We start from the raw sequence: 14,132 nt of genomic DNA on the forward strand, positions 1-14,132 counted from the left end.
AATTTGATTAAAACGGTATATGTTAGTGATGTGGGACGAGTCCGTTCCGTGAACGAGGACTGCACTTGGGTAGCCCGGCTCGAGCAGGGTTACACGCTGGGGATCGTCGCCGACGGAATGGGCGGCCATCAGGCCGGGGAAATTGCCAGCCGATTGGCGGTAGACACGATTACGCACGACCTGGAGGCGCTGCCGGCGGGATTGCCGGCGACAGCTTGCGGCGAGGAGTTGAAGAAAGCGATTCTCCACGCCAATGAAGTGGTGTTCCGCAAAGCGTCGGAGCATACCGAGTATCACAGTATGGGGACCACCGTCGTGGCGGCTATCCTGGCCGACCGCGAAGGGATGATCGCCCATATCGGCGACAGCCGGGCTTACAAGTTCCACCAAGGGGAACTGGTGCAACTGACCGACGACCATTCGCTGGTGAACGAACTGCTGAAGAACAAGCAGATCAGCGAGGAAGAAGCCAACGTCCACCCGCATCGCAATGTGGTGACCCGGGCGCTGGGCACCGACGAGCGGGTCGAGGTGGACATGAACCAGGTGACCCTGGAGCCCGGAGATATGCTGCTGCTCTGCAGCGACGGGCTCAGCAATTACGTGAAGCCGGAACAAATGACCCTGACGCTTGGCGCGGACGATCTGAACTTAAACGATCGTGCCGATCGCCTGCTCCAGCTGGCGCTGCGCGCGGGGGGCGACGACAACATCAGCGTCGCCCTGCTGGAACAACATGAGGATGCCGGGTCAGGCATAAAGGAGTGGAATTCATGATCGGACACGAATTGGGCGGTCGTTATCAAATCATTGAACGGATCGGCGGAGGCGGCATGGCGCTTGTCTACAAAGCGCAGGATATTCTGCTGAACCGCTACGTGGCCATCAAAGTGCTGCGTCAACAATTTGTGAATGACGAGGAATTTATCCGGCGCTTCCGCCGGGAAGCGCAGTCCGCCGCGTCTTTGTCGCATCCGAATATCGTCAGCGTGTACGATGTCGGCCAGGAAGAAGACATCCACTACATTGTGATGGAGTACGTCGAGGGCCAGAACTTGAATGAGATCATCAAGGAGCGGGCGCCGCTCCAGGTCGACGAGGCCGTCCGCGTCGCATCGCAAATCGCCGACGCGTTGGACCATGCCCATCATAATCAAATCATTCATCGCGATATTAAACCGCATAACATCTTGATGGGGCGCAACGGGCGGGTGAAGGTAACCGATTTCGGGATCGCCCGCGCCGTGACGTCGGCTACCATTACGCAAACCGGTTCCGTGGTCGGCTCGGTTCACTATTTCTCGCCGGAGCACGCCAAAGGCGTCGCTACGGGCGAGAAGTCCGACCTTTATTCTTTGGGGATCGTTCTGTACCAAATGCTGACGGGCCGACTGCCGTTCCTTGGCGAAAGTCCGATCAGCGTAGCCTTGAAGCATTTGCAGGAGCATTTCGACGAACCGCGGACGGTCAATCCGATGATTCCGCAAAGCGTCGAAAACATTATTCTCAAATCGATGCGCAAAAATCCGAGCGAGCGGTACCAATCCGCCAAGGAAATGCTGCGCGATCTTGAAACCTGCCTGCTGCCGGAAAGAAAAACGGAATCGAAACTGGCCTTTATTGATGATGATGATGAAGACAACACCCGCGTTATTCCGGCGATCCGTCCGCAGAACCATGCGGCGGCGGGCGCTTCGAAGCTGACGCGCGACAACCAGGCGCCTCAGGAGCACAGCGGCGGTCCGAACAAGAAGAAGATCTGGGGGAAGCCGGCCCTATGGATCAGCTTGACGCTGGTCGTCCTGCTGGCTTTGGCAGGCGTCGCCTGGTACGTTACCAGCCTGGTGACCGTGGCGGAAGTGAAGGTGCCAAGCGTCTTGAACATGCAGGAACAGGATGCGATCAAAACGCTGTCGGATACCGGCATCGAACTGGGCGACGTTGCCCGCGAGTATAAAGAAGGCGTGGACGAGGGCGTTGTATATGAACAGAGCAAGCCGGAGGGCACAATGGTCAAGGAAGGTTCGGCCATCGATATCAAGGTCAGCACGGCGAAACCGCCGGAGAAGATGCCGGCGTTGACGGGGACCTACGAAGAGGCCCTGGAGACGCTGAAGGGGTTTGGCGTGGACGAGGCCCAGGTGAAGAAAACGGAAGAAAACAACGACGACGTCGAGCCGGGCAAAGTCATCGACCAATCGCCGGACGCCAATACCGAATTTAACCCGGAAGAGGTGCAGGTCGTCCTGAAGGTCAGCACGGGACCGGCCGAGGTGAGCATGCCGGACCTCATGAACCACACGCAGGCGGAAGCGGAAAAAATGTTAAGAGACATGGGGTTAGAGTTGGCTGACGACGGGATCAAAGAGGAAGCGAGCTTTGAGGTCGAAGCGGGCAAAGTGACGAAGCAGTGGCCGTATGCGCCTAACGACATGGTGAACCCTGCCTCGGCCTCGGAAGTGACGTTATTCGTCAGCACCGGTTATCCGCCGGAAGCGATCAACTATACGTTCCAGGTGCCGGTGGCACCGGCGGCGGAAGGCCAAATCAGCAAGTACACCATCGTTTACGGCGATGCCCGCGGAGAAGGCCGGGAATGGGGTACGCAAAAGGTTGGGAAAGCGCAGTACTTGGCGGTGGATCTCGTACTGGCCCCTAACAAGGACGGTTACGTGACCGTTTCGCGGGACGGCGTCCAGTTGGACACTTACCCGATTTCGTATATTGACGCCAAGCAAGGCACCGTACCTGTGCCGCAGTTCCCGGACGGCGGACAAGAGGGGGGAACGGACGAGGATACGATGGATGATTCGGGGGATAACCCTCCCGATACCGGCATGATTCTGTCCGGCAAGCTCGCCTCACTCTACCAGGATCAAGGCAAAGCTGCCGGAAGAGGGAAAGCGGGGAAAGGGAACAACCATGGCGATTAAGTCAGACCGATACGAAAGCGAGGCCGGCATGTATGCCTGAAGGCTTGATTGTTAAGGCATTAAGCGGATACTATTACGTGAAACCAACCGAACGGTCCGCGGCGCAGGACGGATACGTCCAGTGCCGCGGCCGCGGCATATTCAAGAAGAAGGGCGTTACCCCGTTGGTAGGAGACCGCGTTATGTATGCTCCTACCGAAAACGGGGAGGGGACCGTCGATGAAATTTTGCCGCGGGAAACCGAGCTGGTTCGTCCGCCGGTCGCCAACGCCAAGCTCGCGGTCCTGCTGTTTTCGCTGCGGGAGCCGGATCTGAATTTGCAGTTGCTGGACAAGTTCCTGGTACATATCGAGCACGCCGGACTGCGGGCGCTGATCTGCCTGACGAAAGAGGATTTGCTGGAGGAAGACGGAACCGAGACGGCTCCGGAAATCATCACGCAGGTCAGCGAACTGTACCGTTCGATCGGCTACGACGTCATCGTGACCAGCTCGGTCACCGGGACGGGAACCGACGAGGTGAAATCCCGGCTGGCCGGGGAGATCAGCGTCTTCTCGGGTCAATCCGGGGTCGGCAAATCGTCGCTGCTGAACGCCATGCTTGGTCTGTCGCTGGAGACGAGCGAAATCAGCCTGAAGCTCGGCCGGGGCCGCCATACGACCCGGCATGTGGAGCTGATCGAGCTGGAAAACGGGGGCTACGTCGCCGATACGCCGGGCTTCAGCCAGCTTGATTTCCTTGAGCTGGGCGTGGAGGAGCTGTCCGGCTGTTTCCGCGAGTTCGCGGAGTATGCCGAGGCGTGCAAGTTCCGCGGCTGCAGCCATTTGCACGAGCCGGGCTGCAAGGTGAGAGAAGCGGTGGACGCAGGACGGATTTCTGCCGGCCGGTATGAGCATTATGTACAATTCCATGAAGAGATGAAGGACAAGAAGCGGAGGTATTAACTTCATGAACAAGATATTCGTTGCACCGTCGATTTTGTCGGCCGACTTCGCCAAGCTGGGCGAAGAGGTGGCCGATGTTGAGCGGGGAGGTGCGGATTGGCTGCACGTGGACGTCATGGACGGTCATTTCGTACCCAATCTGACGTTCGGGCCGCTGGTCATGCAGGCAATTGCTCCGTTAACCCGGCTGCCGCTAGACGTCCACCTGATGATCGAAAAACCGGAGGAGTACGTACCGGCGTTTGCCAAAGCGGGCGCTCACCTCATTACGGTGCATGCGGAGGCCTGCGTCCATTTGCATCGCGTGCTGCATCTCATCAAGGAACATGGGGTTAAGGCGGGCGTTGCGATTAATCCGGCCACGCCGGTTTCGGCTGTCCGCGAGGTATTGGAGGATGTCGATCTTGTTCTCGTAATGACGGTGAATCCCGGCTTTGGCGGCCAGGCGTTCATTCCGGGCACGCTGCGTAAAATCCGCCAGCTGAAAGCCTGGAAAGACGAACTGGGGCTTGCGGAATTACGAATCGAAGTGGATGGCGGCATTTCCGCGGCTACGGCTCCGCTGGTCGTGGAAGCGGGGGCCGATGTGCTGGTTGCCGGCAATGCGGTATTCGGCCAAGCCGACCGCCGCGCAGCGATGGGAGAAATCCGGGAGAGCCTTGGCGGATTGGCATAGGCGGAAGATGAGGCGCATACAATGGGTTACATGAGCAAGGTTCTCATGTAGCCTTTTTTTTGTGGCGGGAATACACGGGTAAATGACATCGAACATAGAATATGGGTGAAGGCATGAGCACGATAGGGAGGGTGAACGATGAAATTTTACACATTCAAGCTGCCTAAGTTTTTGGGAGGATTCGTCAAAGCCGTTCTAAACACGTTTCACAAAAACTAGCAGACGGGCTTGCTTCTTGGGCACCGCCGCAAGCAGCGAAAGGGCGCGCCTGGCGGTTCCCGCCATGAAGGTCGCAAGGGCCGCCCCGCAAGCGAACAGATCATTCGGCTTCCTTGGAAAACTTAAACTTCATGAAAAAGCGCAATAAAAAAGCACCTCTATTGGAAAAGGTGCTTTTTGTCTATAGGTCTCGTCCCGACATTACACGCGGGTCACTTTACCGGATTTCAAAGCCCGAGTGCTGACGTATACGCGTTTAGGTTTACCGTCTACCAAGATCCGAACCTTCTGCACGTTTACGCCCCAAGAGCGCCGATTGCGATTGTTTGCGTGAGATACATGGTTACCGCTGCCTGGCTTTTTGCCAGTCACATAACATTTGCGAGCCATTCATTACACCTCCTGTTCCAGTACACCTGTCTTGAAAATAACAGTTTATTTTCGCGTTCACAGTTATTGTTCAAGCCGGCCTTCCGCCGATCATTTCCAAAGCGGGCACGTGTCCCGGCAATAGAAACCGCATAAAACAATACTTATATATAATATCACAGTAAAAAAAGCCCCGTCAACAGATATCGTAGCCGACTCTTTTATTTATTTCTCTCTGCTCTTATAGTACAATATAGTTTAGTCCATAATAATTTCTAGGGAGGAGTGGATGCAGGCGTGGCTGTAGAACTTAAGACCGAATATGGACAGATCGACATTTCGGATGAAGCCATCAAGGTTATCGCCGGATCGGCCGCCATGGAGTGTTATGGACTGGTAGGTATGGCAAGCCGAAAGCAGTTTAAGGACGGCATTGCCGAATTGCTGGGGCGGGAGAATTTGGCCCGGGGTGTGGAAGTGAACCTGGATAATCATCGATTAGCTATTCATCTTTATATTATAGTCAGTTATGGCACGAAAATTTCCGAGGTCGCACACAACATACAGCTCAAAGTGAAATACGTGTTAAGTGAAATCGTTGGACTCGAAGTGGATCAGGTCAATATCGCTGTCCAAGGCGTACGTGTATCAAGCTAGGAAGGGGAATTTTCATTGAGTAAGCGTTCTTTAAATGGAACAGATTTCACCGCAATGGTATTGGCTGGCGCACTGCGTCTGGCGGAGCATGCTGAGCACGTCAATTCCCTAAATGTATTCCCGGTTCCCGACGGGGATACCGGCACGAATATGAATTTGACGATGACGGCAGGCGTAACGGAGTTGAAAAACCATGGTGCGGGAGGATTAGGCAGCAGAGCGGGAACCTTGTCCAAGGGTCTTTTGATGGGAGCGCGCGGGAATTCCGGCGTCATTTTGTCCCAGCTGTTCCGCGGCTTCAGCCGTTATGCCGCCTCATTGGAAGAATTGAATACGATTCAATTCGCCTCCGCTTTGCAAAGCGGCGTGGATACCGCCTATAAGGCGGTCGTCAAGCCGGTGGAAGGCACGATTTTGACGGTGGCGAAGGAAGCCGCCAAGCACGCGGTATTTTATGCGCGCAGAACCCATGATATCACGGAGCTGATGACCGAAGTGCTGGCCAAGGCGAAGGAAGCCCTGGCGGGGACGCCGGAATTGCTTCCTGTGCTGAAACAAGTTGGTGTCGTGGATTCGGGCGGTCAGGGACTTGTTTATATTTATGAGGGATTTTTGGAGTGGCTAACCAGCGGGGCCAGCGTTCAGGCGGCAGCGGCGCTGGGACAAGCTCCTTCACATACCGCGGTGCAGGACATTCGCGAGAAGGTGCAAGCCGCAGCCGTGCATGTTCCGGCTTCGGCACAGGCGAAGCTGGAAACCGAGGATATCGAGTTCTTATACGATATGGAATTTTTCATCAATCGTAAAGTCGGTGAAATCAACAATGCCGTATTTGACGAGGATCAGTTCCGGAAAGCGCTTTCGGTTAATGGCGATTCCATCATCGTCATTGCGGACGACGAAATCATCAAGGTGCATGTTCACTCCAAAACACCGGGCGAGGTACTGAATTTGGCGCTTCGTTACGGGGAAATTACGCAAATTCATATTTTGAATATGCGCGAGCAGCACCGGGATTTGCTGACGGCGGGTATGGACGCCGCACCGATGCCGGAGCTGTTTGCCGACATTCCGGCCGAACCGGCCCGACCGGTCGATCCGGCTGAGCTGCCGGCCGACGAGTTGGCTCCTTACGGTTTTATCGCCGTCGCTTCGGGACAAGGGATATCGGATATCTTTACCAGCTTGGGCGTGGACGTCGTATTGTCCGGCGGCCAGACGATGAACCCGAGCACCGAGGATTTCGTGAAAGCGATTGAGTCGATTTCGGCCCAGCACGTATTCGTGTTGCCGAATAATTCCAATATCATTTTGGCCGCTCAGCAAGCAAGCGATTTGCTTGAAGGGGAACGCAGCGTCATCGTGATTCCAAGCAAGAGCATTCCGCAAGGGATTGCCGCCGCGTTTGCCTTTCAGGAGGAAGAAGGCGTGGAGTCCAATCAGGACAATATGCTGAATGCGGTGCAAAGCGTGAAAACGGGTCAAGTGACCTACGCGATCCGCGATACGATGTTTGACGATCTGGAAATTACGGCGGGGCATTACATCGGCATTGCCGATTCCAAGATCGTGGCCACGGAGGAAGGCTTGCTGGAAACCAGTCAGGGCCTGCTCGGCAAAATGCTGGCCGGCGGGGATGAAATCGTAACGATTCTGGTAGGCGAAGAAGCAACCGGGGAAATGACAGATGCGCTCGTAGCCTGGATTCATGAGGAGTATCCCGACGTCGAAGTGGAGGTCCATAACGGCGGACAACCGATTTATTATTATTTGTTTTCGGTAGAATCCTGACCAATGAGAGGATGTAGATACCTATGAAGCAGGCTGTCATTATTGCCGACAGTACGGCGGATGTCCCGCAGGACGTCGTTTCGGAATACGGTATTCATATCGTCCCGATGCGGCTGGCCTTCGGCGAACAATCTTTTCTCGAAGGCATCGACATCACCGCGGAGGAGTTCTACGACAAACTGACGAAGTCCAAGGAATTGCCGACGACATCGCAAACTTCCCCGTCTCAATACGTGGAGGTGTACCGCAATCTGATGGGGGCGTACCCCGGTTCGCCGATCATCTCGATTCACATTTCTTCCGGCATGAGCGGGACTTATCAATCCGCCGTTCTTGCCAAAGATATGCTGGAGGAAGAGCTTGGAGCGCCGATGGACATTACGGTCATCGACTCGCTTTGCGCTACGTACGGATTCGGTCTGCAGGTCGTGCAGGCCGCGCGCATGGCGAAGCAGGGAGCTTCGGTGGAGGAAATCCGCGCCGAGGTCGAACGTTTAGGGAAAAGCCGGCGGCTGTACTTTCTAGTCGATACGCTGGAGTATTTGCAAAAAGGCGGTCGCATCGGCAAAGCCGCGGCGATCCTCGGTACGCTGCTCAACATCAAGCCGATTTTGTCGGTGGATCAGGAGGGCGTCATCTACGCCGTCGATAAGGTTCGGGGCCGCAAAAAAGCGGTATCCCGCGTGATCGATTTGTTCGTGAATGATTTTGGCGACCTCAAAGACATCAATGTCGCCGTATGCGATTGCGTCAATCCGGAAGGGGTCGAGGAAATGCTAGAGCTGCTGCGCCAGCATTTCACGCTGCATGAAGTCGTTCGCACCAGCATCGGCGCCGTCGTGGGCACGCATGTCGGGCCCGGCACCGTGGCGACCTTTATTTGGCCAGCTTAAAAGTCCGGTGCAGTTTTCACCGGATTTCTATAAAGCGAGGGATTTATGTTATGGGTTTGATGGAATTGCATGACATCCCCGTGAAGCAAGTCAGCGGCGTGAGCGCTCTTAAACAAGGAGAGCTTCACGCCTTTGGCATCTTTACGGTACAAGATTTAATCGAATATTATCCGTTCCGGTACGAGGACTATCGGCTGCGTTCCCTCACCGAGGCGAAGGACGGCGATAAAGTAACGGTTCAGGCGAAAATCATCGGCCTTCCGGTCTTGCAGCGGTACGGGCGCAAATCCAGGTTGACGTGCAAAATGGTTGCGGAGGACTGGATGTTCACGGCGACCTGGTTTAACCGCCATTTTTTGAAGGACCAGTTGACCGCGGGAAGGGAAATCATTCTGACGGGAAAATGGGATATGCGCCGCAGCCAGCTGACCGTGACGGATTCCGAATTCCCGGACCGGGGGACGCTGCGCAGCGGCAGCCTGCAGCCGGTGTATTCCGTAGGCGGGAAAATCACGCAGGCGTGGATACGCAAAACGATCGGACAAGCTTTGCAGCAGTACGGGGAAATGATCCCGGAGAACCTGCCGCCCGAGCTGCTGCGCAAATACGATCTAATGGCCCGGAAGGCGGCGATCCTGCGGCTTCATCAGCCTCAGGACAACGAGGAGGGCCAACGGGCCCGGCGCCGCATGGTGTACGAAGAGTTGTTCCTGTTTCAGCTCAAGCTGCAGGCGTACCGGGCAATGAACCATGAGCGCATGGACGGGGTGGCCCATACCGCGGACAACGCCACGGTTCGCGACTTCGTGCGCAGCCTGCCGTTTGAGCTGACCGATGCGCAGAAGAAGGTGGAGCTGGAGATTTTGCAGGACATGCGCTCCCCTTTTTGCATGAATCGGCTGCTGCAGGGGGATGTCGGCTCGGGCAAAACGGTCATCGCGGCGATTGCTTTGTATGCGGCCGTGAAGTCGGGGCATCAGGGCGCGTTTATGGTGCCGACGGAAATTTTGGCGGAGCAGCATGTCCGTTCGCTCACCCGGTTGTTCGAGCCCTTCGGCATTACGGTCGGACTCTTGACCGGCAGCGTGACGGGGCGCAAGCGCAAGGACCTGCTCGGCTCGATGCAGATGGGGCTGACCGATATCGTCGTCGGGACGCATGCGCTGATCCAGGAGGACGTGTTCTTTCGCTCGCTTAGCCTGGTCGTCACCGACGAGCAGCACCGGTTCGGCGTCAACCAGCGCAGCATTTTGCGGCGCAAGGGCTTTAATCCCGATGTGCTGACGATGACGGCGACGCCGATCCCCCGCACGCTGGCGATCACCGCATTCGGCGATATGGACGTGTCGACGCTGTCGGAGCGGCCGAAGGGGCGCAAACCGATCTCCACGTATTGGGTCAAGCATAGTATGATGGACCGCGTGCTTGGTTTTATTTCCCGGGAGGTAGCGTTAGGTCGCCAGGCTTACGTGATCTGTCCGTTAATCGAGGAATCGGACAAGCTGGACGTGCAGAACGCGATCGATCTGTACGTCTCGATGCAGCAGGCGTTTCCGGATTTTCGGGTCGGCCTGCTGCACGGCCGGATGACTGCCGCCGAGAAGGATGAAGTGATGCGCGCGTTTTACGATAACGAGGTGCAATTGCTGGTGTCGACGACCGTGGTCGAGGTCGGCGTCGACGTGCCTAACGCGACGCTGATGATCGTGATGGACGCCGATCGCTTCGGCTTGTCCCAGCTTCACCAGCTGCGCGGACGCGTGGGCCGGGGGGAGCACGCGTCGTATTGCGTGCTTATCGCCGATCCGAAGTCGGAGGTGGGTCAGGAGCGGATGAAGGTCATGACCGATACGGACGACGGCTTCGAAGTGGCGAGGCGGGACCTGGAGCTGCGCGGTCCCGGGGATTTTTTCGGCACGAAGCAAAGCGGCGTGCCGGAATTTCGCGTCGCGGACATGGTCAGCGACTATGCGGTGTTGGAGGCGGCGCGGGATGACGCCAACCGGATGGTCGCGGGCGAGTCCTTCTGGACGTCGCCGGAGTATGGGCCGCTGCGGGAATACCTGCGGCGGGAACAGGTTTTTCAGGGTGAGTTGATCGATTAGCGAGAAAAGGAATAAAATGGAGAACCGTCCGAGGTCAAATCGGATGGTTTTTTTGTGCAAATTAATGAGAATAAGGGGATAGAAATGCAAAATCTATGACATCTTGCTGAAATATAATTTCAGTTAATAAATAATATATTGAAATATTATGTCGAATGATTTATAATCGAGTCGCAAGCGGTTACAAGCACTGAATTTCTTACATCAAAGGAGAGTCTCAAATGCTGGAAAATCTGACAACCGAGGCAAGAAACGAACGGACGATGAGCTTGGACGAAATGAACGTTGCCGAATTGCTTACGGTGATGAATGAGGAAGACGCGAAAGTGGCCGGAGCCGTAAAAAAAGAGATTCCGAGAATTGCGGAAGCGGTTAAGGCCATTACGGATTCCCTGCGTCTCGGAGGCCGGCTGATCTATATGGGGGCCGGAACGAGCGGACGGATCGGGCTGCTGGATGCGGTGGAATGTCCGCCGACCTTCGGTACTTCCCCGGATCTGGTTGTTGGACTCATCGCTGGAGGAAGCAACGCTTTCATCAAAGCGGTAGAGGGGGCGGAGGACCGGGCCGAGCTTGGAATGGCTGATTTGCAGAACCTTAACCTCACTGCGAATGATGCGGTCGTCGGATTGGCCGCCAGCGGCCGTACGCCTTACGTGATCGGCGGGCTGGAATACGCGAAGCGTATCGGCGCAACAACGATCAGCATCAGTTGCAACAAAAACGCGGCGATCAGCCCCAAAGCCGATATTGCCATCGAGATTGAGAACGGCCCCGAAGTATTGACCGGGTCGACGCGGTTAAAGGCGGGAACCTCGCAGAAGCTTGTCTGCAATATGCTGTCTACCGCTTCGATGATCGGCTTGGGCAAGGTTTACGGCAATTTGATGGTCGACGTGCAGCCCACGAATGAAAAACTGGCGGAGCGGGCCAAGCGGATCGTGATGGAAGCGACCGCGTGCGATTCCGATACCGCCGGACATGCCCTGCACCTTGCCGAAGGGAAGCCAAAACCGGCGATTCTGATGATACTGACAGGATGCACGTATGCAGAAGCGCAGGAAAAATTGGAGCGGAACCATGGTTTCATCGGCAAGGCAGTGAAGGGCGCGATTAAACAAGAACAAGACCACATATACGGGTAAGGAGGCTAACCGATGAGTAAATTTGAGGTTATGGCAAAAAGTATTTTAGAATCAATCGGCGGTTCCGGCAATGTGGAACAATTTACGAACTGCATGACCCGGCTGCGCGTTTCGACCTTAGATCGCGGCCGGATCGACGAGGCCGGATTGAAACAAATCGACGGGGTACTCGGTGTGGTCGATGACGAGACCTACCAAATTATCCTTGGTCCGGGCGTAGTCAATAAGGTGGCGGAGGAATTCGGCAAACTTCTGCAGGCGGAGGGGAATGGCAGCGAAGGGGCTTCATCCGGCGGCAAGGCGGCTCCGCTTCGGGGCGGCTCCGACATTAAGGCTGAGCTCAAGCAGAAAAACAACACTCCGTTTAAAAACTTTTTGCGGAAAATCGGCAACATCTTTATTCCGCTGATTCCGGCCTTGGTTGGCGCCGGGATTATCAACGGGATTGCCGGTTTGATGAACAACCTGATTACCTCCGGCAACGGAGCGGACTGGCTTGTTACTCTCCAACCGATTATTGGCGTTATCGGTTCGGCGTTTTTCGGGTATTTGACGATCTTTGCCGGGATCAACGCAGCGAAAGAATTTGGAGGTACGCCAGCGCTCGGCGGCGCTGTGGCGGCGATCATCGTTGCGCCGGCGGTGGCGAATATTTCTTACACCTATCCCCTCTTTGGCGAAATCAAGCTAAATGCGGGGCAAGGCGGGATCATCGGGGCGATCTTGGCCGCAGGCTTAATTTCTTTGCTGGAGAAATGGATCCGCAAACGGATGCCGGCAGCCATCGATATCATTGTAACTCCTACCGTTTCGCTTATCGTCGTCGGTTTAATTACGGTGTTCTTCCTGATGCCGGTCAGCGGCATCATCTCCCAGGGCATCGGACAAGCAACGACATGGCTGCTGGCGCATGGCGGACCGCTTTCGGGATACGTGCTGGCGTCCCTCTTCCTGCCGCTGGTCATGTTCGGCTTGCACCAGGCGCTGATCCCGATTCACGCCGAATTGATTTCTCAGGTCGGATACACGGCATTGCTGCCGATTCTGGCCATGGCGGGAGCAGGACAGGTCGGATCGGCTATCGCCATTTACATCAAGCTGAAGCATAACGCGCGATTGCGCAATATGATCAAGGGCGCGTTGCCCGTTGGCTTCCTCGGCATCGGCGAGCCCCTCATTTACGGGGTAAGCTTACCTTTGGGCCGGCCGTTTGTAACGGCTTGCCTCGGTGGCGGTTTTGGCGGAGCACTGCTCGGTTTGTTCGCGATGACGGGAAATTTCGTCGGTTCGGTTGCGATCGGTCCTTCCGGTCTGGTCCTCATTCCGCTGATTCAAGGCCCGATGGGGATTGGCATGACGATACTCGGTTATTTGTCCGGGTTGATCATCTCTTACATTGCCGGTTTCTTGCTCACTTATTTCTTTGGTTTTACAAAGCAGATGCTTTTAGAGCATAATAGATAATAGAAGCAAGCAGAGAAACGTTTGGCGGCCTTTTGCCGGGCCGCCGCGTTTCTTTTGCGTTTGAGGAGGGGACGAGTGACGACGGGAAGCATACTTACGCAGATGGAGGCGGCGCTGGGACAGTTGCCCGAATCGGAAAGAAAGGCGGCCCAATATATTTTGGCGGCTCCGACGGAAGTCTCCGCCCTGAGCATCCATGCGGTGGCCGAGAAAGCGGGAACCAGCGCGGCGGCGATTACCCGGCTATGCCGTTCGCTCGGGCTGACCGGTTTTCCTGACTTGAAGATGCGTTTGTCGGTGGATAATGCCAAACCGCAAAGGCCGGGATATTACGACATCGAGCGCGGCGAGACGATTCAAAACGTGATACAGAAAACGATCTCCAACAGCGTCCAGGCCATTCAAGATACGATGCTTCACCTGCAGCCGGAGTTGATCGGACAGGTGGTGGACAGCTTCCGGAATGCTTCCGTCATCCATATGTATGGAGTCGGAGCTTCGGCCATCGTCGCGGCGGATGCCGCCCAAAAATGGCTGCGGCTCGGTAAACAGGCGTTTGCTCTGCAGGATGAGCACTTGATTGCCGCCGCGCTGGCGAGCGCTCCGCCGGGCGCCTTGTTTATGGGCGTTTCGTACAGCGGGAACACCAAGGAAGTGCTGCAATTGTTCCGGGTTGCCCAAAAGTATGGAGTGCGTACCATCGGCTTGTCCCGTTTCGGCAATCATAAGGTTTCCGAGCTGGCCGATTTGATGCTGTATACGCCGCAGGCGCCGGAAGCGACGTTGCGGAGCGGGGCGTCCGGCTCCCGGTTGGCTCAGCTGGCCATGATCGATATTTTGTTTTTTGCTTACGCATCAACGCAATATGAGGAGACGATCGTCAGGTTGGGACAAACCCATGAAGCGACGGAGTTCCTCAGGCAAAGCTAGCCGCCG

The 14,132-nt window shown here is 55.9% G+C and carries 13 protein-coding genes; 12 read left to right on the top strand and 1 reads right to left on the bottom strand.

The features are described 5' to 3' along the window. The first annotated feature begins 3 nt into the window (after window positions 1–3). From ACQ4N8_RS04530 to spoVM, 5 genes are all read left to right on the top strand, one after another. Complete coding sequence (locus ACQ4N8_RS04530; RefSeq protein ID WP_430703152.1) at window positions 4–777, top strand: Stp1/IreP family PP2C-type Ser/Thr phosphatase; 774 nt, start codon at window positions 4–6, stop codon at window positions 775–777. Continuing rightward, window positions 774–2,933 (top strand): Stk1 family PASTA domain-containing Ser/Thr kinase, encoded by a 2,160-nt coding sequence (gene pknB, locus ACQ4N8_RS04535; RefSeq protein WP_430703153.1) that lies wholly within the window; start codon window positions 774–776, stop codon window positions 2,931–2,933. Before ACQ4N8_RS04530 ends, pknB begins: the two co-directional genes overlap by 4 nt. 32 nt (window positions 2,934–2,965) lie before the next feature. Then, a complete protein-coding gene (rsgA, locus tag ACQ4N8_RS04540; RefSeq protein ID WP_430703154.1) occupies window positions 2,966–3,877 on the top strand; it encodes a ribosome small subunit-dependent GTPase A in 912 nt (303 codons plus the stop codon). Window positions 3,878–3,881: 4 nt separating this feature from the next. After that, window positions 3,882–4,553: a ribulose-phosphate 3-epimerase gene (gene rpe / locus ACQ4N8_RS04545; RefSeq protein WP_430703155.1), complete on the top strand. Its 672-nt coding sequence runs from the start codon at window positions 3,882–3,884 to the stop codon at window positions 4,551–4,553. Window positions 4,554–4,691: 138 nt separating this feature from the next. Next, on the top strand, window positions 4,692–4,772 hold the full coding sequence (gene spoVM / locus ACQ4N8_RS04550) for a stage V sporulation protein SpoVM (RefSeq protein ID WP_036621610.1): 81 nt from the start codon (window positions 4,692–4,694) through the stop codon (window positions 4,770–4,772). 201 nt (window positions 4,773–4,973) lie between these two features. Here the strand turns inward: spoVM and rpmB are convergent, their stop codons facing one another. Next, entirely contained in the window at window positions 4,974–5,162 is a 189-nt protein-coding gene (gene rpmB, locus ACQ4N8_RS04555) for a 50S ribosomal protein L28 (protein ID WP_009225259.1), read from the bottom strand. Between the two features lie 276 nt (window positions 5,163–5,438). On the opposite strand from rpmB, the gene ACQ4N8_RS04560 reads away from it, so the two are divergent. The 7 genes from ACQ4N8_RS04560 to ACQ4N8_RS04590 all read left to right on the top strand — a co-directional run bounded on the left by ACQ4N8_RS04560 (window position 5,439) and on the right by ACQ4N8_RS04590 (window position 14,126). Next, window positions 5,439–5,798 (top strand): Asp23/Gls24 family envelope stress response protein, encoded by a 360-nt coding sequence (locus ACQ4N8_RS04560; protein WP_430703156.1) that lies wholly within the window; start codon window positions 5,439–5,441, stop codon window positions 5,796–5,798. 15 nt (window positions 5,799–5,813) lie between these two features. Then, complete coding sequence (locus ACQ4N8_RS04565; RefSeq protein WP_430703157.1) at window positions 5,814–7,589, top strand: DAK2 domain-containing protein; 1,776 nt, start codon at window positions 5,814–5,816, stop codon at window positions 7,587–7,589. A 23-nt stretch (window positions 7,590–7,612) separates the two neighbouring features. Further along, window positions 7,613–8,482 carry a DegV family protein gene (locus tag ACQ4N8_RS04570; protein WP_430703158.1) on the top strand — a complete coding sequence of 290 codons (870 nt, stop codon included), beginning with the start codon at window positions 7,613–7,615 and terminating at the stop codon, window positions 8,480–8,482. 59 nt (window positions 8,483–8,541) lie between these two features. Beyond that, window positions 8,542–10,587 carry an ATP-dependent DNA helicase RecG gene (recG, locus tag ACQ4N8_RS04575; RefSeq protein ID WP_430703181.1) on the top strand — a complete coding sequence of 682 codons (2,046 nt, stop codon included), beginning with the start codon at window positions 8,542–8,544 and terminating at the stop codon, window positions 10,585–10,587. 221 nt (window positions 10,588–10,808) lie between these two features. Further along, window positions 10,809–11,732 (top strand): N-acetylmuramic acid 6-phosphate etherase, encoded by a 924-nt coding sequence (gene murQ, locus ACQ4N8_RS04580; RefSeq protein WP_430703159.1) that lies wholly within the window; start codon window positions 10,809–10,811, stop codon window positions 11,730–11,732. Window positions 11,733–11,744: 12 nt separating this feature from the next. Then, window positions 11,745–13,196: a PTS transporter subunit EIIC gene (locus ACQ4N8_RS04585; RefSeq protein ID WP_430703160.1), complete on the top strand. Its 1,452-nt coding sequence runs from the start codon at window positions 11,745–11,747 to the stop codon at window positions 13,194–13,196. Between the two features lie 75 nt (window positions 13,197–13,271). Continuing rightward, window positions 13,272–14,126, top strand: coding sequence for a MurR/RpiR family transcriptional regulator (locus ACQ4N8_RS04590; protein WP_430703161.1), 855 nt, complete (start codon window positions 13,272–13,274; stop codon window positions 14,124–14,126). The last annotated feature ends 6 nt before the right edge of the window (window positions 14,127–14,132 follow it).

Source organism: Paenibacillus macerans (assembly GCF_050565405.1).
In the GTDB taxonomy this organism is placed as follows: domain Bacteria; phylum Bacillota; class Bacilli; order Paenibacillales; family Paenibacillaceae; genus Fontibacillus; species Fontibacillus macerans_B.

Bases quoted from the DNA above. Each gene is read 5' to 3' on its own strand.
- pknB (WP_430703153.1), top strand. From the start codon at position 774: ATGATCGGACACGAATTGGGCGGTCGTTATCAAATCATTGAACGGATC.
- rsgA (WP_430703154.1), top strand. From the start codon at position 2,966: ATGCCTGAAGGCTTGATTGTTAAGGCATTAAGCGGATACTATTACGTG.
- rpe (WP_430703155.1), top strand. From the start codon at position 3,882: ATGAACAAGATATTCGTTGCACCGTCGATTTTGTCGGCCGACTTCGCC.
- spoVM (WP_036621610.1), top strand. From the start codon at position 4,692: ATGAAATTTTACACATTCAAGCTGCCTAAGTTTTTGGGAGGATTCGTC.
- rpmB (WP_009225259.1), bottom strand. From the start codon at position 5,162: ATGGCTCGCAAATGTTATGTGACTGGCAAAAAGCCAGGCAGCGGTAAC.
- ACQ4N8_RS04570 (WP_430703158.1), top strand. From the start codon at position 7,613: ATGAAGCAGGCTGTCATTATTGCCGACAGTACGGCGGATGTCCCGCAG.
- recG (WP_430703181.1), top strand. From the start codon at position 8,542: ATGGAATTGCATGACATCCCCGTGAAGCAAGTCAGCGGCGTGAGCGCT.
- murQ (WP_430703159.1), top strand. From the start codon at position 10,809: ATGCTGGAAAATCTGACAACCGAGGCAAGAAACGAACGGACGATGAGC.
- ACQ4N8_RS04585 (WP_430703160.1), top strand. From the start codon at position 11,745: ATGAGTAAATTTGAGGTTATGGCAAAAAGTATTTTAGAATCAATCGGC.